The organism is Inquilinus sp. CAU 1745 (assembly GCF_039839375.1).
Classification (GTDB): Bacteria; Pseudomonadota; Alphaproteobacteria; order DSM-16000; family Inquilinaceae; genus JBDOQU01.
In genome coordinates this window covers 44,557-65,679 of sequence record NZ_JBDOQU010000018.1, presented here as the reverse complement: position 1 = coordinate 65,679, position 21,123 = coordinate 44,557, and the positions used below count along the sequence as shown (strand labels likewise).

General features: G+C 67.0%; 18 protein-coding genes. 14 read left to right on the top strand and 4 right to left on the bottom strand.

All coding sequences use genetic code 11. The features are described 5' to 3' along the window. Nucleotides 1–149: 149 nt before the first annotated feature. The 9 genes from sucC to AAFN89_RS18140 all read left to right on the top strand — a co-directional run bounded on the left by sucC (nucleotide 150) and on the right by AAFN89_RS18140 (nucleotide 10,671). Nucleotides 150–1,343: an ADP-forming succinate--CoA ligase subunit beta gene (sucC, locus tag AAFN89_RS18180; protein WP_347540633.1), complete on the top strand. Its 1,194-nt coding sequence runs from the start codon at nucleotides 150–152 to the stop codon at nucleotides 1,341–1,343. 2 nt (nucleotides 1,344–1,345) lie between these two features. Continuing rightward, nucleotides 1,346–2,221, top strand: coding sequence for a succinate--CoA ligase subunit alpha (gene sucD, locus AAFN89_RS18175; protein WP_347540632.1), 876 nt, complete (start codon nucleotides 1,346–1,348; stop codon nucleotides 2,219–2,221). Between the two features lie 155 nt (nucleotides 2,222–2,376). Continuing rightward, on the top strand, nucleotides 2,377–5,286 hold the full coding sequence (locus AAFN89_RS18170) for a 2-oxoglutarate dehydrogenase E1 component (RefSeq protein ID WP_347540631.1): 2,910 nt from the start codon (nucleotides 2,377–2,379) through the stop codon (nucleotides 5,284–5,286). Nucleotides 5,287–5,326: 40 nt separating this feature from the next. Further along, nucleotides 5,327–6,607, top strand: a complete 1,281-nt coding sequence (odhB, locus tag AAFN89_RS18165) for a 2-oxoglutarate dehydrogenase complex dihydrolipoyllysine-residue succinyltransferase (protein WP_347540630.1) — start codon at nucleotides 5,327–5,329, stop codon at nucleotides 6,605–6,607. A 169-nt stretch (nucleotides 6,608–6,776) separates the two neighbouring features. Continuing rightward, complete coding sequence (locus AAFN89_RS18160; protein ID WP_347540629.1) at nucleotides 6,777–8,624, top strand: DNA polymerase III subunit gamma/tau; 1,848 nt, start codon at nucleotides 6,777–6,779, stop codon at nucleotides 8,622–8,624. After that, a complete protein-coding gene (locus AAFN89_RS18155) occupies nucleotides 8,621–8,944 on the top strand; it encodes a YbaB/EbfC family nucleoid-associated protein (protein ID WP_347540628.1) in 324 nt (107 codons plus the stop codon). The genes AAFN89_RS18160 and AAFN89_RS18155 overlap by 4 nt, the downstream gene beginning before the upstream one ends. A 14-nt stretch (nucleotides 8,945–8,958) precedes the next feature. Continuing rightward, the gene (recR, locus tag AAFN89_RS18150; RefSeq protein ID WP_347540627.1) at nucleotides 8,959–9,552 is read left to right on the top strand and encodes a recombination mediator RecR; all 594 of its coding nucleotides are present in this window, start codon (nucleotides 8,959–8,961) and stop codon (nucleotides 9,550–9,552) included. A 16-nt stretch (nucleotides 9,553–9,568) separates the two neighbouring features. After that, nucleotides 9,569–10,291, top strand: coding sequence for a GDSL-type esterase/lipase family protein (locus AAFN89_RS18145; protein ID WP_347540626.1), 723 nt, complete (start codon nucleotides 9,569–9,571; stop codon nucleotides 10,289–10,291). Between the two features lie 230 nt (nucleotides 10,292–10,521). Beyond that, complete coding sequence (locus AAFN89_RS18140; protein ID WP_347540625.1) at nucleotides 10,522–10,671, top strand: hypothetical protein; 150 nt, start codon at nucleotides 10,522–10,524, stop codon at nucleotides 10,669–10,671. On the opposite strand, the gene AAFN89_RS18135 is transcribed toward AAFN89_RS18140, so the two are convergent. Together AAFN89_RS18135 and gcvA are read right to left on the bottom strand one after the other, a co-directional pair. Continuing rightward, nucleotides 10,658–11,521, bottom strand: coding sequence for a hypothetical protein (locus AAFN89_RS18135; protein ID WP_347540624.1), 864 nt, complete (start codon nucleotides 11,519–11,521; stop codon nucleotides 10,658–10,660). The genes AAFN89_RS18140 and AAFN89_RS18135 overlap by 14 nt on opposite strands. A gap of 143 nt (nucleotides 11,522–11,664) precedes the next feature. After that, the gene (gcvA, locus tag AAFN89_RS18130; RefSeq protein ID WP_347540623.1) at nucleotides 11,665–12,549 is read right to left on the bottom strand and encodes a transcriptional regulator GcvA; all 885 of its coding nucleotides are present in this window, start codon (nucleotides 12,547–12,549) and stop codon (nucleotides 11,665–11,667) included. A 113-nt stretch (nucleotides 12,550–12,662) separates the two neighbouring features. On the opposite strand from gcvA, the gene AAFN89_RS18125 reads away from it, so the two are divergent. After that, a complete protein-coding gene (locus AAFN89_RS18125) occupies nucleotides 12,663–13,355 on the top strand; it encodes an NAD(P)H-dependent oxidoreductase (protein WP_347540622.1) in 693 nt (230 codons plus the stop codon). Nucleotides 13,356–13,663: 308 nt separating this feature from the next. On the opposite strand, the gene AAFN89_RS18120 is transcribed toward AAFN89_RS18125, so the two are convergent. After that, on the bottom strand, nucleotides 13,664–14,527 hold the full coding sequence (locus tag AAFN89_RS18120) for a prephenate dehydratase (RefSeq protein WP_347540621.1): 864 nt from the start codon (nucleotides 14,525–14,527) through the stop codon (nucleotides 13,664–13,666). 44 nt (nucleotides 14,528–14,571) lie between these two features. Next, nucleotides 14,572–15,360, bottom strand: coding sequence for a 3-deoxy-manno-octulosonate cytidylyltransferase (locus tag AAFN89_RS18115; protein WP_347540620.1), 789 nt, complete (start codon nucleotides 15,358–15,360; stop codon nucleotides 14,572–14,574). A gap of 179 nt (nucleotides 15,361–15,539) precedes the next feature. Between AAFN89_RS18115 and AAFN89_RS18110 the strand changes: the two genes are divergently transcribed. The 4 genes from AAFN89_RS18110 (at nucleotide 15,540) to AAFN89_RS18095 (ending at nucleotide 21,120) form a co-directional block, all read left to right on the top strand. Beyond that, complete coding sequence (locus tag AAFN89_RS18110) at nucleotides 15,540–16,403, top strand: cytochrome c family protein (protein ID WP_347540619.1); 864 nt, start codon at nucleotides 15,540–15,542, stop codon at nucleotides 16,401–16,403. A gap of 96 nt (nucleotides 16,404–16,499) precedes the next feature. Further along, a complete protein-coding gene (hisN, locus tag AAFN89_RS18105) occupies nucleotides 16,500–17,285 on the top strand; it encodes a histidinol-phosphatase (protein ID WP_347540618.1) in 786 nt (261 codons plus the stop codon). Between the two features lie 97 nt (nucleotides 17,286–17,382). Continuing rightward, a complete protein-coding gene (locus tag AAFN89_RS18100; RefSeq protein ID WP_347540617.1) occupies nucleotides 17,383–19,236 on the top strand; it encodes an extracellular solute-binding protein in 1,854 nt (617 codons plus the stop codon). A gap of 3 nt (nucleotides 19,237–19,239) precedes the next feature. Beyond that, nucleotides 19,240–21,120 carry an extracellular solute-binding protein gene (locus AAFN89_RS18095; protein WP_347540616.1) on the top strand — a complete coding sequence of 627 codons (1,881 nt, stop codon included), beginning with the start codon at nucleotides 19,240–19,242 and terminating at the stop codon, nucleotides 21,118–21,120. Nucleotides 21,121–21,123: the final 3 nt, after the last annotated feature.

The window sequence follows — 21,123 nt, the reverse complement described above, 5'->3', positions numbered from 1 at the left end:
CGCACCTTCGCGGTTGCTCCCGGCGGCGCAGGTGCTATGGTGCGGCGCATTTTCGGCGGGAAGGACGGTCCTGCTCCTTCCCCTCTCCGGCCTATAGCGGCCGCCCGGTTCCGGCGCGGCCGATCGCCATCGGATGGTAGGAAACGCGGATGAACATCCACGAATATCAGGCCAAGGGCCTGTTGAAGCGCTACGGGGTGTCCGTGCCTCGCGGCGGCGTCGCGTACACGGCGGAAGAAGCCGTCGACGTGGCGCGGGATCTGGGCGGCCCGGTCTGGGTCGTGAAGTCCCAGATCCATGCCGGCGGCCGGGGGGCCGGACGGTTCAAGGACGATCCCGACGGCAAGGGCGGCGTCCGCGTCGTGAAGTCGCTGGACGACGTCAAGGAAGCGGCCGGCATGCTGGGCCGCACGCTGGTCACCAAGCAGACCGGGCCCGGCGGCCGCGAGGTCAACCGGCTCTATGTCGAGGAAGGCTGCGACATCGCGCGGGAGCTGTACCTCTCGCTGCTGGTCGATCGCGCCCGCTCCCGCGTCACCATCATCGCCTCCACCGAAGGCGGCATGGAGATCGAGGAAGTCGCCCACAACACGCCGGAGAAGATCGTCACCGTGGCGATCGACCCCGCGACCGGGATGAGCGGCTTCCACGCCCGCAAGGTCGCCTTCGCCCTGGGGCTGGAAGGCAAGCAGGTCGGCGCGGCGGTGAAGTTCCTGACCGGCATGTACAAGGCGTTCCGGGAACTGGACGCCTCCACGGTCGAGATCAACCCGCTGGTCGTCACCGGCGCGGGCGAGGTCCTGGCGCTGGACGCCAAGATGTCGTTCGACGAGAGCGCCATGTTCCGCCACAAGGAACTGGAGGAGCTTCGCGACGAGAGCGAGGAGGACCCCGCCGAGCTTGAGGCCGCCAGGCACAGCCTCAACTACATCAAGCTGGACGGGAACATCGGCTGCATGGTCAACGGCGCCGGGCTGGCGATGGCGACCATGGACATCATCAAGCTGCATGGCGGCGAGCCGGCGAACTTCCTGGACGTTGGCGGCGGGGCGACGAAGGAACGGGTGACCGCGGCCTTCAAGCTGATCCTGTCGGACGCCAATGTGGAAGGCATCCTGGTCAACATCTTCGGCGGCATCATGCGCTGCGACGTGATCGCCGAAGGCGTGGTCGCGGCGGCGCGCGAGGTCAGCCTGCATGTGCCGCTGGTGGTGCGGCTGGAAGGGACGAACGTGGAACTGGGCAAGAAGATCCTTGCGGAAAGCGGCCTGCCGATCCGGTCGGCGGACGATCTGGCCGACGCCGCGGAGAAGATCGTGTCCGCGGTGAAGGAGGCCGGCTGATCATGGCTGTTCTGGTCGACAGGAATACCAAGGTCATCTGCCAGGGCTTCACCGGAGCCCAGGGCACCTTCCATTCCGAACAGGCGATCGCCTACGGCACCAAGATGGTCGGCGGCGTCACGCCCGGGAAGGGCGGCTCCACCCATCTGGACCTGCCGGTCTATGACACGGTGGCCGAGGCGCGGGACAAGACCGGCGCCAACGCCAGCGTGATCTACGTGCCGCCGCCTTTCGCGGCCGACGCGATTCTGGAGGCGATCGACGCCGGGATCGAGCTGGTGGTGTGCATCACCGAAGGCATCCCGGTGCTGGACATGGTGAACGTCAAGCGCGCGCTGGCCGGCTCCGGCACGCGGCTGATCGGGCCGAACTGCCCCGGCGTGATCACACCGGACGAATGCAAGATCGGCATCATGCCGGGCCACATCCACCAGCGCGGCAAGATCGGCATCGTCAGCCGGTCGGGCACGCTGACCTATGAGGCGGTGGCGCAGACGACGGCCGCCGGGCTGGGCCAGACGACCTGCATCGGCATCGGCGGCGACCCGGTCAACGGCACCAACTTCGTCGATTGCCTGGAACTGTTCGTGGCCGATGACGAGACCCAGGGCATCATCATGATCGGTGAGATCGGCGGCGACGCCGAGGTCCAGGGCGCGGAGTTCATCCGGCAGTCGAAGACGAAGAAGCCGGTCGTCGGTTTCATCGCCGGACGCACCGCCCCGCCGGGCCGCCGCATGGGCCATGCCGGCGCGGTGATCTCCGGCGGCAACGACACCGCCGACTTCAAGATCGACGCGCTCAAGCAGGCCGGCATCAACGTCGCCGACAGCCCCGCCGCCCTCGGGTCGGCGATGCTTGCGGCGATGAAGGGCTGAAGTGACCCCCGTTCGGGGTTATATGGAGAAGGCCGGGCGCCGATGCGGGCGCCCGTTTAAATCATCGGTGCGCCAAGGCCGGACGCGCGAAGGCGTCCGGCTTCGCGACCTTTAGGGGAAGCGGGCCCGGAAAGGGGGCTCGCTCGAAATGGGACATGGGTAACCAATCCGAGCAGTCGTCTTTTCTCTTCGCCCAGAACGCCGCCTTCATAGCGGACCTCTACGCCCGATATTCCGACGATCCCGGATCCGTCGACCCGTCCTGGGCCGCCTTCTTCCGCGGCCTCGGCGAGGATGAGCGGGCGCTCCTGGACGAGAATTCGGGGCCAAGCTGGAGGAAGGCGAACGGCCATGTCGCCGATGCCGGCGGGCTGGCCGAGGCTCTGGGGCTCGACGGCGCCGCCCCGGCGCCGGCGCCGGCGAAGGCTGAACGGCCGAAGCCCGGCCCGGCCGCCATCCCGCCGGTCGCCGAAGGAAGGCAGGCGACGCTGGATTCCATCCAGGCGCTGATGCTGATCCGGGCCCACCGCATCAGGGGGCACCTGAAGGCGAACCTGGACCCGCTGGGCCTGGTGCCCGAATTCCCGCATCCGGAACTGGACCCTCGCACCTACGGCTTCACCGAGGGCGACTGGGACCGGCCGATCTTCATCAACAACGTGCTGGGCTACGAGACCGCCACGCTGCGCCAGATCATGGAGCGGCTGAAGGAGACCTATTGCGGCACGATCGGCGTGGAGTACATGCACATCCAGGACGCCGACCAGAAGGCATGGATCCAGGAGCGCATCGAGAACATCCACAACAAGACCGACTTCACCCCGCGCGGCCGGCGTGCGATCTATGAGCGGCTGACGGCGGCGGAGAGCTTCGAGAAGTTCCTCCAGGTCAAGTACACCGGCACCAAGCGGTTCGGCCTGGATGGCGGCGAAAGCCTCGTCCCGGCGATCGAGCAGGTGATGAAGCGCGGCGGTCAACTCGGCCTTGAGGAGATCGTTCTGGGCATGGCCCATCGCGGCCGTCTCAACGTGCTGGCCAACGTCATGGGCAAGCCGTTCGCGGCGATCTTCTCCGAATTCCAGGGCAACGCCGCGAAGCCGGACGAAGTCCAGGGCTCGGGCGACGTGAAGTACCACCTGGGCACCTCCGACGACCGGGATTTCGACGGCAACACCATCCATCTGTCGCTGACCGCCAACCCGTCGCACCTTGAATGCGTGAACCCGGTGGTGATCGGCAAGGTCCGGGCCAAGCAGATGCAGCGCGACGACACGGAACGGGAGAAGGTGCTGCCCGTCCTGCTGCATGGCGACGCCGCCTTCGCCGGCCAGGGCGTGGTGGGCGAGACGCTGATGCTGTCGGAGCTGAAGGGCTACCGCGTCGGCGGCACCATCCATTTCGTCATCAACAACCAGATCGGCTTCACCACCTCGCCGAACTTCAGCCGGTCGGGTCCCTACCCGACCGACGTGGCGAAGATGATCCAGGCGCCGATCTTCCACGTGAACGGCGACGATCCGGAAGCCGTCGTCCACGTCTCCCGCATCGCCATCGAATTCCGCCAGCAGTTCAAGAAGGACGTGGTGGTGGACATGTTCTGCTACCGCCGCTACGGCCACAATGAAGGCGACGAGCCGGGCTTCACTCAGCCCCTGATGTACAAGACCATCGCCAGCCAGCCGACGACGCGGGAAATTTACGCCAGACGGCTGGTGGAGGACGGCGTGCTGGAGGAGGGCGAGCCCGAGGCGATCGCCGATGGCTTCCACAAGCGGCTGGAGGAGGAGTTCGACGCCGCCACCAGCTATAAGCCGAACAAGGCCGACTGGCTGGCCGGCGCGTGGTCCGGCATGAAGATCGCCGAGGGCGACGAGCGCCGCGGCACGACCGGCGCCACGGACGAGGCGCTGAAGCGTGTCGGCGAGGCGCTGGTCCGGGTGCCCGACGGCTTCAACGTCAATTCCAAGATCGTCCGCCAGTTGAAGGCCAAGCAGAAGGCGCTGACCGAAGGCAACGGCATCGACTGGGCGACCGCCGAGGCGATGGCCTTCGGCACGCTGCTGGACGAAGGCTACCCGGTCCGCCTGTCCGGCCAGGATTCCGGCCGCGGCACCTTCTCCCAGCGCCATTCCGTGCTGATCGACCAGGAGAACGAGGACCGGTACATCCCTCTCAACAACATCCGCAACGGGCAGGCGGCCTTCGAGGTCCATGACAGCCCGCTGTCGGAATTCGCCGTGCTGGGCTTCGAGTACGGCTTCTCCATGGCCGAGCCCAAGGCGCTGACCCTGTGGGAGGCGCAGTTCGGCGACTTCGTCAACGGCGCGCAGGTCATCATCGACCAGTTCATCTCATCGGGCGAATCCAAATGGCTGCGCATGTCGGGGCTGGTGATGCTGCTGCCCCACGGCTATGAGGGCCAGGGGCCGGAGCATTCGTCGGCAAGGCTGGAGCGGTTCCTCACGATGTCGGGCGAGGACAACTGGCAGGTCATCTACCCGACCACGCCGGCCAACTACTTCCATGCGCTGAGGCGGCAGATCCATCGCGACTTCCGCAAGCCGCTGATCGTGATGACGCCCAAATCGCTGCTGCGCCTGAGGGACGCGCAGAGCGAGATCTCCATGTTCGCCGAGGGATCGACCTTCCACCGCGTCCTCTACGAGGATGGCTGGGAGAAGAAGAACGAGAAGGTCCGCCGCGTCGTGCTGTGTACCGGCAAGGTCTATTACGACCTGAAGAAGGAGCGGGACGAGCGCGGCATCGAGGACATCGCGCTGCTGAGGCTGGAGCAGCTCTACCCCTTCCCGCGCAAGGCGCTGACGGAGGAGCTGGCGAAATATCCCAACGCCGACCTGGTGTGGTGCCAGGAGGAGCCGGAGAACATGGGCGCCTGGTACTTCGTCGACCGCAAGATCGAGGCGATGCTGTCGGACATGCGCCATGACGCGCGCCGGCCGATCTATGCCGGGCGGCCGGAGGCCGCCTCTCCGGCGACAGGGCAGCTGCGCCGCCACAACAAGGAACAGGCGCAGTTGATCGATCAGGCGCTGACGCTGCCGTGACCGGCATCGAACAATGATTTGAGAACGAGAAGGTAGCGGCATGAGTGCAGACATCGTGGTCCCCGCCCTGGGCGAATCGGTTACCGAGGCGACCGTCGCCCAATGGCTGAAGAAGGTCGGCGACAGCGTCGCCCGCGACGAGCCCCTGGTCGAGCTTGAGACCGACAAGGTGACGCTGGAGGTCAACGCGGCCGAGGACGGCGTGCTGGAGGAGATCGTGGCCGATTCCGGCGCGACCGTGGAGGTCGGGGCCAGGCTGGGAGTCCTCGGCTCCGGCTCCGGCGCGAAGAAAGCGGCACCCAAGGCGGAGGCCAAGCCGGCCGCGCCCGCGAAGGAGGAGCCCGCTCCCAAGTCGGCGGCAAAGGACGAAGAGACGGAGGATTCCTCCGCCGACGGGATTTTCATGCCGGCGGCGCGCAAGCTGGCCGAGGAGCACGGGTTGGACGCCGGCGCGCTGAAGGGCACCGGCAAGGGCGGCCGGATCACCAAGGAGGACGTCCAGAAGGCGATCGAGGGCGGCGCGAAGCCCGCCGCCGCGCCGTCCCCCACCCCGGCCGCCGGCGGCACGAGCATCGACATCCCCGCCTTCTCCCGCCCCGACAGCGCACCTCGTCCCAAGAAGGACCGCGAGGAACGGGTGCGCATGACCAAGCTGCGCAAGACCATCGCGACCCGGCTGAAGCAGGCCCAGAACACCGCCGCAATGCTGACCACCTTCAACGAGGTGGACATGTCGGCGCTGATGGCGACCCGCGCGGAGTACAAGGAGGGCTTCGAGAAGAAGCACGGCGTGAAGCTGGGCTTCATGTCCTTCTTCGTGAAGGCCTGCGTCACCGCGCTGAAGGAACTGCCGGCGGTGAACGCCGAGGTCGACGGCGACGACCTGGTCTACAAGAACTATTACGACATCGGCGTCGCGGTCGGCACGCCGCAGGGGCTGGTCGTGCCGGTGCTGCGCGACGCCGACACGCTGAGCTTCGCGGAGGTCGAGAAGAATATCGGCGATCTGGGCCGCAAGGCGCGGGACGGCAAGCTCTCCATGGCCGACCTGACCGGCGGCACCTTCACCATCTCCAATGGCGGCGTCTACGGCTCGCTGATGTCGATGCCGATCCTCAACCCGCCCCAGTCGGCCATCCTGGGCATGCACAAGATCCAGGAGCGGCCGGTCGTCGTGGACGGCAAGATCGAGGTGCGGCCGATGATGTACCTGGCCGTCAGCTACGACCACCGCATCATCGACGGCCGCGAGGCCGTGACCTTCCTCGTCCGCGTCAAGGAATGCCTGGAAGACCCCAGACGCGTCCTCCTGGACATCTGACAACCCCCACCCCAACCCTCCCCCGCTCCGCAGGGGAGGGAGCCATTTAGCCCCCTCTCCTGCCCCGCGGGAGAGGGGGTTGGGGGTGAGGGTGGTTAACTGATTCTTCCTTCGCCCTTGGACCATCGCGCCCGCCCTTCTATGATCCCGGCCGATGGATGACGGACCGATGACCGAAGAGACAGCCCCGGAAGAGACGGCTCCGGCCGCCGCGACGCCGGAAGGCGCGCCCTATCGCGTGCTGGCGCGCAAGTACCGGCCGACCACCTTCGCCGATCTGGTCGGTCAGGACGCGCTGGTCCGCACGCTGACCAACGCCATCAATTCCGGCCGGCTGGCCCACGCCTTCATCCTCACGGGCGTCCGCGGCGTCGGCAAGACGACGACGGCGCGAATCATCGCCCGGGCGCTCAACTGCACCGGTCCCGACGGGACGGGCGGGCCGACCCCGCAGCCCTGCGGCGTCTGCGATTCCTGCCGATCGATCCTGGCGGAGCGCAATGTCGACGTGATGGAGATGGACGCCGCCAGCCGCACCGGCATCGGCGACATAAGGGAGATCATCGACAGCGTCCGCTACGGGCCGGTGTCGACCCGCTACAAGATTTACATCATCGACGAGGTCCACATGCTGTCGACGGCGGCCTTCAACGGGCTGCTGAAGACGCTGGAGGAGCCGCCGCCCCACACCAAGTTCATCTTCGCGACGACGGAGATCCGCAAGGTGCCGGTCACCGTCCTCTCCCGCTGCCAGCGCTTCGATCTGCGCCGGCTGGACGGGGAGGAACTGTCGGGCCTGTTCTCCGCCATCGCCGGGAAGGAGGGGATCGAAGTCGAGCCGGAAGCGATCTCCCTGATCGCCCGCGCCGCCGACGGATCGGCCCGCGACGGGCTCAGCCTCATGGACCAGGCGATCGCGCTGGGCGCGGGCCAGGTCGAGGGGGAGGCGGTGCGCCGGATGCTGGGGCTGGCCGACCGGACCCGCATCTTCGACCTCTACGAATCGCTCATGGCCGGCCGCGCCAGGGAGGCGCTGGACCAGCTTGCCGATTTCCACCGCGCCGGGGCCGATCCGCTGGTCGTGCTCCAGGATCTGCTGGAGGTGACGCATTTCCTGACCCGCGTCCGGCTGCTGCCGGAGATCGCCGAATCGCCCTCGATCCCCGAGGCCGAGCGCACGCGCGGCGCGGCGCTGGCGGGCTCCCTGCCCATGCCGGTCCTCACCCGCGCGTGGCAGATGCTGCTCAAGGGCGTGGGCGAGGTCCAGACCGCGCCCTCCCCCGCCATGGCGCTGGAGATGGTGCTGATCCGGCTGATGCACGCCGCCTCCCTGCCGACGCCGGGCGACGTGCTGCGGCGGATCGAGAAGGGGGATTTCGGCGCGCCAGATGGGGGCGAGGCCGCGCCGCCGCAGCCCCGGCCGAACGGCGGCGCTGCCGACGCCCCACCGCCGCCCGGCGCGCCGATCGCCCGCGCCGCCGGCGACGGCCTCCAGATTGTGGCCCAGGCCGCCGCGCCAGCCCCGATCGCGGAAGCCCCGCCGGCCCCGTCGAACCAGCCGCGGAGCTTCCGCGAACTGGTGGCTCTGCTGGAGGACGATGTGGTCCTTCACGGCCAGCTCTATTCCATGGTTCATCCGGTCCGGCTGGAGCCGGGACGGCTGGAGTTCCGGCCGGAGGAAGGGACGCCCCCGAATCTCGCCAGCCGGCTGACGACGCTGCTGAAGGACCGCACCGGCATCCGCTGGATGGTCTCCGTCAGCGGAGAGCCGGGCGCGCCAACCTTGAGCGAGCAGGACCGCCGGACCCAGGCGCGCGAAATCGAGGACGCGAAGCTTCACCCTACGGTGAAGGCGATCATGGACGCCTTCCCCGGCGCGAAGGTCGAGGCGGTGCATGATCTGACGAAGCTGGCGGAGGCGGAGATGACGCCCCCGCCCGGCGACCCCGACGATGCGATCGGTCCGGACGACGTTCCGGACCCCGACCCAGACGATTTTGGAGAATTCGACCGATGAAAAACCTGAGCCAGATGATGAAGCAGGCGCAGGAGATGCAGACCAAGATGGCCCAGATGCAGGAGAAGCTGGGCGAGATCGAGGTCTCAGGCCAGTCGGGCGCCGGCATGGTCACCGCCACCCTCAACGGCAAGGGGGAGATGCGCGGTCTCAAGATCGACAAGTCCCTGGTCGACCCCGAGGATGTCGAGGTGCTGGAGGATCTGGTCGTCGCCGCCGTCAACGACGCCAAGGGCAAGGTCGAGGCGCAGGTGCAGGAGGAGACCCAGCGGGTGATGGGCGGGCTGAAGCTGCCGCCGGGAATGAAGCTGCCCTTCTAGGGGTCGCGCCGGCCATGATCGGGCCCGAGATCGAGAATCTGATCCGGCTGCTGGCCAAGCTGCCGGGGCTCGGCCCCCGTTCGGCCCGCCGGGCGACGCTCTACCTGCTCAACCATCGCGAGGCGCTGATGGGCCCGCTGGCCGACGCGCTGGCGGAAACGGCGGCCGCGATCACCACCTGCTCCGTCTGCGGCAATCTGGACGCGACCGACCCCTGCACCATCTGCGCGGACACCGCGCGGGACAATACGGCGCTGTGCGTGGTGGAGCAGGTGGCCGACCTCTGGGCGCTGGAGCGGACGAAGGCCTTTCGAGGCCGCTACCATGTGCTGGGCGGCACCCTGTCGGCGCTGGACGGGGTCGGGCCGGACGATCTCTCGATCCCGGACCTCATCAACCGCGCCCGCCGGCCGGAGGTGACGGAGATCATCCTCGCCCTCAACGCCACGGTGGAAGGCCAGACCACCGCCCATTACATCACCGACCGGCTGGAGGGCTGCGGCGTCGCAATCTCCCGCCTCGCCCACGGCGTGCCGGTGGGCGGGGAGCTGGATTACCTCGACGACGGCACCCTGATGGCGGCGCTGAAGAGCCGCCGTCCCCTCTAGCAATCGTTTCCGCCCCATGTCTCTCAAACGCCTCGCCGCCTTCCTCCTCTTCATCCTCGCGCTCGGCATAGTGCTGGGCGCCCTGCGCGGCGATCCCGCGCGAATCCTGGTCTATGGCGACAGCAATAGCTGGGGCTGGCGGCCCAACGCGGAGGCCGAGGCTCGTCGCCTGCCGGCGGCGGAGCGGTGGCCTTCGGTGATGGACGATGCGCTGGGGCAGGATTACGAGGTCGTGGTCGACGCGATGAACGGCCGGACGACGAATGTCGACTACGCCGAAGGCTGGGGCTCCCATTCCGGAGAGGATTTCAACGGCCAACGAGGCCTGCCGGCCGCGATCGAAGGGGCGGTGCCGATCGATCTCGTCATCATCTTCCTGGGCGCAAACGATCTGAAACCGGAATTCGACCGGACGCCGCAGGAGATCGCCGCCGGAGCCATGGAGCTGGCCACCCTCGCCGCCGAGCAATCGGAGGCCGAGGTGCTGGTCGTCGTCCCGCCCGCCCTGGGCGACATCTCCGGCACACCGATGGCCGACGGCTTCGCCGGCGCGGAAGCGAAATCCCGCCGCCTGCCCGCCGCCTTCGCCCAGGCCGCCGACGCCACCGGCATCCCCCTCTTCACCGACGCCGCCCCGATCGACAGCCTCGATGGCATCCACATGACCGCGCAAGCCCACACCCGCGTCGGAGAAGCCATCGCCGACCGCGTCCGGGAAGTCCTGCCGGCAGCCGACTGAGCTAACCCCGCCACCCTATGGATGCTGGATCAAGTCCAGCATGACATTGTTTTCATTGGTCATTCCGGACTTGATCCGGAATCCATAGGCCCTTGACCTTGGCGCAACGCCGCTCAAACTGGCTGGCCTCGATTTCCTGACGATCCGACGCAGTCTCCAGATTGCCCACATCTGGGTCGGTTCGATTCATGCCCCGTCCCCCACGACAACAGCCATCGCCTCACGTCGTCATGATCGACGACCCGACCTTCAGCAATCGCCTGACGCGCATCGGCGACGGCTTGGCGGGTCGCCTCGATTTCAGCCTGACCAATGTGGGGTCGCGGGATCATGTCGCCAATCTGGAGTCTTTTGACGCAAGACCGATCATTCCTCGATGATCCAGCGACCGCTTTCCATCAACTCGGACAGCTCTTGACCAAAGAGAAAATGCCTAAGGGTGACACCTATAAGTAAATTATATACTTCAATTTTCTCGCTGTTTGTGACGACGATCTCTTCATCGTTCACAAAAACTAACATATTTTCCGGATCGGTATCGCAGCTGCCATCTATTATACTTGCGCCGGTCTCTTCAGATGGGGATTTTGTTATCCTTTGTATTGTGCACGCGCCGGAGTCTACAGTGAAGAATGTATGCGTTTCGAGCGATCCTCGTGTTTCGTATATGACAATGATAAACTTATCTCCTCTGGTTTCACCCTCGGAAATAGCCATATGCCGTAGAAGCTCGAGTCTTGCTTCAGGAGTTTCCGGCATCAGGCCTGACCTCAATTGATTGGATGTTATTCTTTCGAGGCCGTAGAGAGTCTCCGCAAACTCAGTTTGAGTCAAACTACTGCTCAGATCGACTGGAAATTCTTCCGCAGTTTGTCCGTCAAAAAAAATGACCAACACGTCATCAAGCGACCCGTCACAACTAGTGTCGTAGAATACATACCGAATACTTAGCGTAGATATTTCAGTCGATTCTTCGGATCTTCCCGTCCAGGAGGATATGCACTGGGAATCGTCTAGCAGGAATTCCAGGCGCCAGATATCACGCTGAGTTCCAAATTCGTATATCCGGGTGGCGCCATCCTCAGCCAGAAGGGGTGAGGTCCCGATATATGACATGATTTGATCGGTCAGCGACGCGGGGTCCAGCGTCTCCTCGGAATGGGCGAACTGTACAGGCGCAAGGCCGAAAAGTAGCGCAGTGGCCAGGACTGTGTGTCGTTGCGTGGTCATCGATTCTACCCTCCGCAACCCTAAAAAGTGTCCGACCATCATATCACTGAACCCGTCTGATAGCCGCTGGATTTGAGCTTTCAGCAGGCTGCCCATTCGGTCCAGCAAGAGGGGCTGATGACGATAGCCCTGGCCGGTTGCCTTTACCCCTCCCCGACCGCGCCCAGCAGCCATTCGCGCAGGGCCGCCACCTCGGGCCGGTGGCGGGCGGGCTCCAGATGGACGAAATGATAGTGATGCCCCGGCAGGATGGGGCCGAAGGGCTGGACCAGGAGGCCGGCGGCAAGCTCGTCGGCGATCAGCGTCAGGCCCAGCAGCGCCACCCCCTGTCCGGCGACCGCCGCCTGGATCGTGTGGCTGTCGTCGGTAAAGGTGATCCCGCCCTCGACGTCCAGCGCCTTCAGCCCCGCCCGTTCGCGCCAGAGACGCCATGTCGGGTTGCCGGGAACGGCGTGCCGCCATTCCGAATGCAGCAGCGTGGCCGAGGCCAGATCCTCCGGCGTCCGGACGCCGAGCCTGGGGTTGCAGACCGGGGCGAACCGCTCCCGGATCATCGGTTCGCCCGCCAGATCGGGGAACGGCCCCGCCCCGTACCGGATCGCCGCGTCGGCCGCGCCGGATCGGAGATCGACGACATCGTCCGACGCGTGAAGGCGAAGGTCGAGCGTCGGGTGACGCCGCCTGAAATCCGCCACCCGAGGCACCAGCCATTTGGCGGTGAAGGCCGTGGTGGCGGAAAGGGTGAGGATTCGCCGCTCCCGCCGCGCCGTCAGCTCCGCCAGCGTATGGGCGAAGGAATCGAAGCCGTCGCGCAGCACCGGGAACAGCCGGCCGCCCTCCACCGTCAGGGCGACGCGCCGCGTCCGCCGCTCGAACAGCCGAAGGCGCAGCGTCTCCTCCAGAAGCCTGACCTGATGGCTGATCGCGGTCGGCGTCACGCCCAGCTCCTCGGCAGCCTTCTTGAAGCTGGAATGTCGCGCCGCCGCTTCGAAGGCGCGCAGCGACGCCAGGGGCGGAAGCCGTCTCACGGATCAACCTGCCTCATCTATCGAATGAGCAATTCGATTTTGCCCTCGGCCAATGGCGAAATCAACTTGAGAGGATCACGGATGAAATCCACTCACTCATAGGACAGGCTTTCATGACCCGCCTCCTGCATATCGACGCCAGCGCCCGGCCGGGCAGTTCCGAGGATGACCGCTACGGCTCCCACACACGGCGGCTGTCCGCCCGGTTCGTCCGGCGCTGGCGCGCCCTCAACCCCGACGATCCGGTTGTCTATCGCGATGTCGGCCAGACGCCGCCTGCGCCGGTGACCGGACGATGGATTCACGCCGCCTTCACCCCGCCCGACCGGCGGGAAGGCTGGATGGGCGAGACGCTGGCGGAAAGCGACGCGCTGATCGACGAGTTGCTGGCTGCCGACATCATCGTCGCGGGCGTGCCGATGTACAATTTCGGCCCTCCGGCGCAGTTCAAAGCCTATATCGACAATATCGTCCGGGTCGGCCGCACCTTCGGGTTCGACCGCGCCCGCACCGGCGAGCCCTACTGGCCGCTGCTGGCCGATGCCGGCAAGACGCTGGTCATCCTCTCCTCGCGCGGCGATTACGGCTACGGGCCCGGGGGCCGCATGGCCAGCGCAAATCATGTAGAGCCCGGCATCCGGACGCCGTTCGGCTATCTGGGCGTCACCGACGTCGCGTCCGTCGCGATCGAATATGACGAGTTCGCGGACGACCGGCTGAAGGCCTCGATCGCTGCGGCCGAAGCGGAGGTCGACCGGCTGGCGGCCACCCTCTCCGACCGCCGCAACGGCCGCGCCGCCGCCTGAGGCATCCCGCGCAACTGACCCCCTCACCTTGAGCCTGTCGAAAGGTGCGGGCACACCTGGTTCGACAGGACCATCATGAGGGGGAGGAGCGACCCTTCCCCTTGTTGGTCATTCTGGACTTGATCCAGAATCCATGGGCCATGGCCGCTTCACCGGCGGCGAAGGACAGGGCGCGGTCCCGTCCGTCATCGACGCCCCATGGATGCTGGATCGGGGTCCAGCATGACGACATGGAAAGATCCGGGCACGCATGGTTCGACAGGCTCACCATGAGGGGAGGCAAGTCGGCCGTTCTGGCCCGGCGGCGGTCAGTCGTCGCCGGGGGCCTGGCTGGGGTCGTTGCGGAAGGGGTCGGCGGGATAGACGCCCATGATCTGGAAGTGCCGGGAGAAGAATTTCAGCTCCTCGAAGGCGTGCCGCACGCCCCGGTCCTCCGGGTGCCCCTCCACATCGGCGAAGAACTGCGCCTGGGCGAACCGGCCGTCGACCATGTAGCTTTCCAGCTTGGTCATGTTGACGCCGTTGGTCGCGAAACCGCCCATCGCCTTGTAGAGCGCGGCCGAGACGCTGCGCACCTCGAAAACGAAGCTGGTGATGGTCGGGCCGGAGTCCGCCGCCGGCCATTTCGGCTCCGGCGCCATGATGACGAAGCGCGTCGTATTGTGCTCCGCATCCTCGATGTCGCGCCGCAGGATCTCAAGCCCGTTCAGCTCCGCCGCCAGCGTGGAGGCGATGGCCGCGATGGTCGGGTCCTTGCGCTCCGCCACCATCTGGGCCGCGCCCGCCGTGTCGGCGTGGACCACCGGCTCGATGCCCAGGCTGCGGATCAGCGTCCGGCACTGGCCGATGGCATGGACGTGGCTGTGGACCTGCCTGATGTCCGCCAGCTTCGCCCCCGGCACGGCCATGAGTTGGTGGTTCACCCGCTGGAAATACTCGCCGATGATATGCAGGCCGGAATGGGGCAGAAGGTGGTGGATGTCGGCGACGCGGCCGGCGACCGAATTCTCGATCGGGATCATCGCCAGCCCGGCCCGGCCGTCGCGCACCGCGCCCAGCGCGTCCTCGAACGCCCGGCAGGGCAGCGTCTCCATGTCCGGGAAGACCTGGCGGCAGGCCATGTCGGAATTGGCGCCGGGCCAGCCCTGGAAGGCGATCGTGTCGATGGGCATCGTATGGGTCCTGGGGAAGCGCCGGGAAAGGGGAAGGCGGGCGGTCAGCGACCGGTTCCGGCCAGCATCTCCCGCGCCCTCTCAAGATCGGCCGGAGTATCGACACCCAGCGGAACGGTGTCAACGAGCGCCAGGTCGATGCGCATCCCATTGGCCAGGGCGCGAAGCTGCTCCAGCTTCTCCCGCCGCTCCAGCGCCGCCGGCGGCAGCGCCACGAACCGCGCCAGCGCGGCCCGGCGATAGGCGTAGAGGCCGATATGGTGCAGGTAGGGCCCCGCCCCCGACGGCGCGGCCGTGCGGGTGAAGTAGAGCGCCCGGCCCGTGTCGCCGCCTTCCGGCAGTTCCGCCACCGCCTTCACCACGTTGGGATTGGCGATCTCCTCCTCCCGTGTGATGACCGCCGCCAGGGTCGCGATGTCGACCGCCGGATCGTCCAGCGGGCGCAGCGCCGCGCGGATCGCGGCGGGGTCCAGCGTCGGCAGGTCGCCCTGGACGTTGACCACCACGTCGAACCGTCCTTCCGGATCGAAACTCGACACCGCCTCATGGATGCGGTCGGAGCCGGAGGGATGGTCGGGCGCGGTCAGCACCGCCTGCCCGCCGGCGCGCGTCACCGCCTCGGCGATCTCCTCCTCCGCCGCGGCGACCAGGACCGGGCCGATATCCGCCTCCATCGCCCGGCGCCAGACCTGGACGATCATCGGCACCCCGCCGATATCGGCCAGCGGCTTCCGGGGCAGGCGGGTCGCGGCGAGTCGCGCCGGGACCAGGACGACCGGCCTGGCCGCCTGCCCCGCGCCGGCGGGGCCGGGTGAAGAGGAAGATATGCTCATGACATCGGTCAGGTGCGACATTAAGCGGAAGGCCGTCAAGCGGCAAAAGCGGCGGAAGGGCTTGCCTTCCATCGGCAAATCGCCCTAGAACACGGCCGTTTCGCGCCGTTCCGGCAGCGATAGGGCCCGGCCGTCCTTCGGGTCCCCGATTCAGGCATTGAGGGATTTGGATGTCCGGCTTGGAATTGAACAAGGTCTTCGCGGCTATCCTCGTGGCCGGCATCATCGCCATGGTGACGGGTTTCGTCGCCGAACTGCTGGTGGCGCCGACCGAACTTGAGGAAAACTCCTATGTCGTCGACACCGGCGCGGCGCCTGCCGAGACCGGCGGCGAGGAGGAGGAGGCCCTGCCCGACATCGGCACGCTGCTGGCCAGCGCCGACCCGGCGGCCGGCGAGGCCCTGACCCGCGCCTGCGCCGCCTGCCATACGTTCGAGCAGGGCGGCCCGGCCAAGGTCGGCCCGAATCTCTGGGGCATCGTCGGCGGGCCGATCGCGCATATGGAAGGCTTCAACTACTCGACCGCCATGGCCGAACATGGCGGCGAGTGGACCTATGAGAACCTGAACCACTTCCTGCACGATCCGCGCGGCTGGATGCCCGGCACCGCCATGAGCTATGCCGGCGTCAAGGACGACGCCGACCGCGCCAATCTGATCGCCTATCTGTCGACGCTGAGCGACAACCCGGTTCCGTTCCCCGAGCCTGCCCCGGCGGCCGAAGAGGGAGCCGAAGCCGCTCCGGCCGAAGAGGGCGCCGCTGCCCCGGCCGAAGGCGAAGCCGCCGCCCCGGCGGAAGAAGGCGCCGCGCCCGCCGCTGAAGGCGAGGCCGCCGCGCCGGCCGAGGGCGAAGCCGCCGCTCCGGCGGCCGAGGAAGGAGCGGCCCCCGCTCCGGCGGAGGAGGGTGCTGCTCCGGCGGAAGAAGGCGCGGCTCCCGCCGCCACGCCTGCCGAGGAACCCACGCCTTCGGAGGATGCCGGACAGGCCGCCGACGATCCGGCCGCCGAAGGTCAGCAGGTCGAGGAGCCGGCCCGGGCCAACTGAGGCCGGCTGCCGGTGAAGGCCACAGGAAGGGCGGTCCGTCGGGATCGCCCTTTTTCGTCCGCACCTTCTTCCGTCGCCAAACCCGAGGATTTTCCGATGAACGACGCCGCCGCTCCCTGCCCGCCGGAATTCCTCGCCCTCGCCGACCGGCTGGTCGCGGCCAGCGGCGCAGTCATCCGCCGTTATTACCGCACGCCGGTCGCGGTGGACGCCAAGGCGGACCAGAGCCCCGTCACGATCGCCGACCGGGAGGCCGAGGCCGCGATCCGCGCCATCCTGGCCGAGGAGCGGCCCCAGGACGGCATCCATGGCGAGGAGTACGGTATCGAGCGGCCAGACGCCCGTTACGTCTGGGTGCTGGATCCGATCGACGGCACCAAGGCCTTCATCACCGGCCGGCCGCTCTTCGGCACGCTGGTGGCGCTCCTGCGCGACGGCGCGCCGATCCTCGGAATCATCGACCAGCCGGTGCTGGGCGACCGCTGGACGGGCGCGCTGGGCCGCCAGACCATCTTCAACGGCGCGCCTGCCAGCACGCGGCGCTGCCCGCGCCTGGCTGACGCGATCCTCAACGCGACCTCGCCGGACATGTTCACCGGCCCGGACAAGGCTCGGTTCGACGCGCTGAAGGAAGGGGCGCGGATCACCACCTATGGCGGCGACTGCTACGGCTTCGGTCTGGTCGCGTCGGGCTATATCGACCTGACGGTGGAAGCGAACCTTCAGTTCTACGATTTCGCGGCCCTGGCCCCGATCGTCATCGGCGCTGGCGGCCGCTTCACCGACTGGGAGGGCCGGCCGGTCGGCGCGTCCTGCGACGGCAGGGTAATCGCGGCGGGCGATCCCGACCTGCACGCCGAGGCGCTGAAGCGGCTCACCTGATTTTGCTGCCATCTTGGCGACAGAATGCTTAGGTTTGTTTCAATGTTCGAAGGGCGGCCCCCGGGCCGTCCCCTCGCGACCGAAACCAGCCAGGAGCATGATGCGCCGCATCCTCGCCGTCGCCGCCAGCCTTGTCCTTCTCGCCGTGGGTCATCCCGCGACGGCGCAGGAGGAAACGACGGTCACGCATGCGATCGCGGAATTCGGGACGCCGAAATACGGGCCGGACTTCACCCATCTGGACTATGCCGATCCCGACGCGCCCAAGGGCGGCTCCCTCACGCTCACCACGGTCGGGACGTTCGACACGCTGAACCGCCTGCCGATCGCCGGTCAGTGGCCGCGCAATCTGGGCCTGATCTATGACAGCCTGATGGTCGAGACCCAGGATGAGATCTCCGTCCAGTACGGGCTCCTGGCCGAAACCGTCGAATATCCCGAGGATCATTCCTGGGCCATCTTCACCTTGCGGCCGGAAGCGCGGTTCAGCGACGGCCAGCCGGTGACGGCCGAGGACGTGGCCTGGAGCATCCGCGCGATCCGCGACCATGCCGATCCGTTCCTCGCCAGCTACGTCGCCGCGGTGTCGGAGATCGAGGCGCTGGACGACCGGCGGATCAAATTCACCTTCGACGGCAGGGGCGGGATCAAGCCGATCATGCAGGTCGGCATCATGCCGGTCTATGCCCGCCACTGGTGGGAGGACGGCCGCAACATCGCCGAGGCGACGCTAGAGCCACCGGTCGGCAGCGGCCCCTACAGGCTGGCGGAGATCGAGCCGGGCCGCCGGCTGGTCTATGAGCGCGATCCCGACTATTGGGCGCAAGACCTGCCGATCGTGCGCGGTCACTGGAACTTCGACCGCATCGAATATCTCTATTTCCGCGACCGGACGGTGGAGTTCGAGGCGTTCAAGGGCGGCGCCGGCGATTTCCGGCACGAATTCACCTCGCTCTTCTGGGCGACCGGCTATGACGTGCCGGCCGTCGCCGACGGGCGGCTGATCAAGGCGGAGGTGCCGGGGACGGATTTCCGCGGGTTGCAGGGCTGGTTCTTCAACCTCCGCCGCCCGCCCTTCGACGATATCCGCGTCCGGGAGGCGCTGGGCCTGCTGTTCGATTTCCAGTGGGTGAACCAGAACCTGTTCTACGGGTTCTATGAAAGGCTGGACACCTACTTCCTCGCCCCCGGCTACAGCGCCGAGGGCCTGCCGACGGAGGCGGAACTGGCGATCCTGGAGCCTTATCGCGACCAGCTTCCCGAGGAGCTGTTCACGACCGACCTGTCGCCGCCCGTGTCGGACGGCAGCGGTTCGGACCGGCGGCTGATCCGGCGGGCGATGGATCTCTTCCGCGAAGCCGGGTTCGAGCCGCGGGACGGAAGGCTGGTCGACATCGAGACGGGACAGCAGCTCTCCTTCGAGATCATCCTGGGATCGCCCCAGTTCGAGCGCATCACCCAGCCCTGGATCAGCAACATGGAGCGCGTGGGCATCGCCGTCACGATGCGGGTGCTGGATTCCGCCACCTTCGTCACCCGCTACGAAGCCCGCGATTTCGACGTTCTCTCTTTCGCCTACAGCTTCTATCCGCCGCCGGGGCGGGAGGAGGCCAACCGCTTCGGGTCCGAAGCCGCCGACACGCCGGGCAGCGCCAATATCATGGGCATCAGCGACCCGGTCGTCGACGCGCTGCTGGCCCAACTGATCGCGGCGGAGACGCTGGAGGACAAGCAGACCATCTCCCGCGCGCTCGACCGCGTGCTGCGCGCCGGCCATTACGCCGTGCCCCACTGGTACAAGGACGGCTTCTGGGTCGCCTACTGGGACCGGTTCGGCTTCCCCGACACGCAGCCCCCCTACGATTTCGGCCTGGCGAACGAGATCGCCTTCCAGCCGACCTGGTGGATCGATCCCGAGAAGGACCGGGCCCTCACCGAACGAGGCCGATAAGCCATGATGAGATTCAGCCGCCGCTTCCTGGGCCAGGCCGCCATCGCCGCGCCCTTCGCCGCCACCCTGCCGGGAGTGGTCCTGCCCCGCCCTGTCTGGGCGCAGGAGCGCACCCCCGAGGGGCTGAACGTGCTGACCTCCTTCGCGGAGTTCGACGAGCCGCTTTATCCCGAGGGCTTCGAGCATTTCGATTATGTGAACCCGGCCGCGCCGGCCGGCGGGAATATCCGCATGCCGGCCTACGGCACGTTCGAGAGGCTGGACACCATCACCATCGGCGGCGACTGGGCGGCCGGCATCGGGCTGACCGGCGACGTGCTGATGCAAGGATCGGGGGACGAGCTTTCGAGCTACTACCCCTCCATCGCCACGCAGGTCGCCTTCCCGGACGACATCGCCTACGCCATCTTCACGATCAACGAGAATGCCCGCTGGCAGGACGGCCACCCGATCACGGCGGAGGATTTCGTCTTCGCCTTCGATCACATCAAGGCCAACGCCCGCCCGCTGCTGAAGGAGTTCTGGAAGGACATCGCCTCGGCGGAGGCGCTTTCCGAACGGGAGGTCCGGTTCGGCTTCGCGACGCCGGACAACCGCAAATCCATGGGCATGGCCGCCGGCTTCTCGCCCATGCCGAAGCATTACTGGGAAGCGTCGGGCCGGGACATCACCCAGTCGACGCTGGAACCGTCGCTCTATGAAGGGCCCTACAGGATCGAGAATGTCGATCCCGGCCGGTCGATCACCTATCGCCGGGTCGAGGATTGGTGGGCGAAGGACCTGCCGGTCAATATCGGCACGGCGAATTTCGAGACCGTCACCTACACCTATTTCCGCGACGTCGACGTGATGTTCGAGGCGTTCCTGGGCGGCAATTTCGATTTCTGGTCGGAGAACAGCTCCCAGCGCTGGACCACCGGCTACGACGTGCCGGATGTGGAGAACGGCCGCATCGTCAAGGAGGTGTTCCCCCAGAACACGCCGCGCGGCTTCATCGGCTTCGTCTTCAACACCCGCCGGCCGATCTTCAGCGACCCGCTGGTGCGGGAGGCGATCGGCTATTTCTTCGATTTCCAGTGGACGCGGGAGAACGTCTTTTACGGCAATTACGAGCGGGCGAAGAGCTACTTCCCCGGCTCCGACTACGGCACCGCCGACTTCCCCCTGCCCGAGGGGCGGGAGCTTGAGCTGCTGGAGCCGTTCCGCGACCGGCTGCCGGAGGAGATCTTCACCGAACCCTTCACCCTGCCGGTCACCGACGGCAGCGGCCGCCTGCGCGAACAGCGGCGGATCGCGTCCGACCTGTTCCGGCAGGCCGGATGGGACATCCGGAACGGGCGGCTGACCAACATGGAGACGGGGGAGCCGTTCCGCTTCACCATTTACCTGCGCAGCGACACGCTGCTGCGGGTGGTGGATCCCTTCGCCACCAATCTGGAGCGCGCCGGGATCGAGATGGACATCCGCATCGTCGATACCGCGCAGTACCAGCGGATCATGGATGATTTCGACTACGACATGCTCTATCTGGCGGCCAACTTCTTCCCGCCGCCGGGGCCGGAGCTTCTGACCTACTTCGCCTCATACGCCGCCGACGAGCGCGGGTCGGCCAACTGGGCCGGCATCAAGAACGAGGTGGTGGACGCGCTGTTGCAGGAGGTCATCGCCGCCGACACGCTGGAGGGCAAGCAGGCGGCGACCCGCGCGCTCGACCGCGTGCTGCTGCGGAACCACTACATCATCCCCTCCTATTTCAACGACGAGACCTGGACCGCGCGCTGGAACAAGCTCGGCCATCCGGAACAGATGCCGAAATACTCTGTCGGCTTCCCCTCCATCTGGTGGTACGACGAGGACCTCGCCCGCCAGAACGGCCTTGGCTGATCG